This window comes from Kitasatospora nipponensis (assembly GCF_039528135.1).
In the GTDB taxonomy this organism is placed as follows: domain Bacteria; phylum Actinomycetota; class Actinomycetes; order Streptomycetales; family Streptomycetaceae; genus Kitasatospora; species Kitasatospora nipponensis.
Genome location: NZ_BAAALF010000616.1, coordinates 1 through 832, shown reverse-complemented (window position 1 = coordinate 832; position 832 = coordinate 1). Strand labels below are relative to the sequence as shown.

Annotated in this window: 1 protein-coding gene; it reads left to right on the top strand. The window is 66.7% G+C overall.

What is annotated here, in order from left to right:
* Positions 1-445: 445 nt before the first annotated feature.
* A complete protein-coding gene (locus tag ABD323_RS42270) occupies positions 446-670 on the top strand; it encodes a hypothetical protein (protein ID WP_184913963.1) in 225 nt (74 codons plus the stop codon).
* Positions 671-832: the final 162 nt, after the last annotated feature.

The window sequence follows — 832 nt, the reverse complement described above, 5'->3', positions numbered from 1 at the left end:
CGAGTTTTTCCGTCGCATTCCAGCACAGCGGGAGAAGTCCAACAAGGGGCGTTACCTGTCGGTGTCCTGGGCTACCCAGTGCGCGCACCGTCTCACGGACTGTGCGGTAACGGACCCGGAATACCACCCTTTTCGGACACTCGCCGGATACATGCCAACTGGACCCTAGGTCACCTGGAGTCGTAGACGTTCCTGAATGTCCGAGATATCGGGATTGTCGCAATGGCCTGCTCGTGCGAAATGCCCGAGATGACGACATTGTCCGGCAATTTGTGAGCAAAATCACAGCCGAATTATGTAGCCGTGATCAGGATGGCTATGGAAAGAGCTCCGGATGCTCCGCTCCCGGACCGTCTACCCTGGTGCGCGGTGCCCAGGCGTGAGCCTGCCCAGAATCTCCGTCGCCGACTCCTGCGAGCGGCCCCGAACCCGAAGGTGTGACGCAATGTCCCAGCCGGCGAACCAGGCCACCACGTCCACGCCCACGAGCGGCTCGACCGCCAATCCGCGTCGGACCTCGCTGGCCTCGATCGAGGACTTCGGCCAGCTGCCCGGCGTGCGCGCCGCCCAGGGCCCGCGGGAGTACGCGACCACGCTGCCGATGGTCACCGCCAACCCCCGCCGCACCGTCCTGTCGGTCGCCCCGGCCCCGCGCCTGCCGCAGGACTGACACCCGCTCAGACACCGCCCGAGGGGCGCCGACCCGCAGACCAGCGGGACGGCGCCCCTCTCGCGATAGCCTGGGGACCGTTCGAGCAGGGCCCGGTAAGGCCGGCGCCCGACAGACCGAGAGGCTCCCCACCGTGTGTATTGCCAGGTTCTCCGCCCGGGA

Excerpts from the sequence above, each read along its gene's own strand:
- ABD323_RS42270 (WP_184913963.1), top strand. The coding sequence starts at position 446 with ATGTCCCAGCCGGCGAACCAGGCCACCACGTCCACGCCCACGAGCGGC.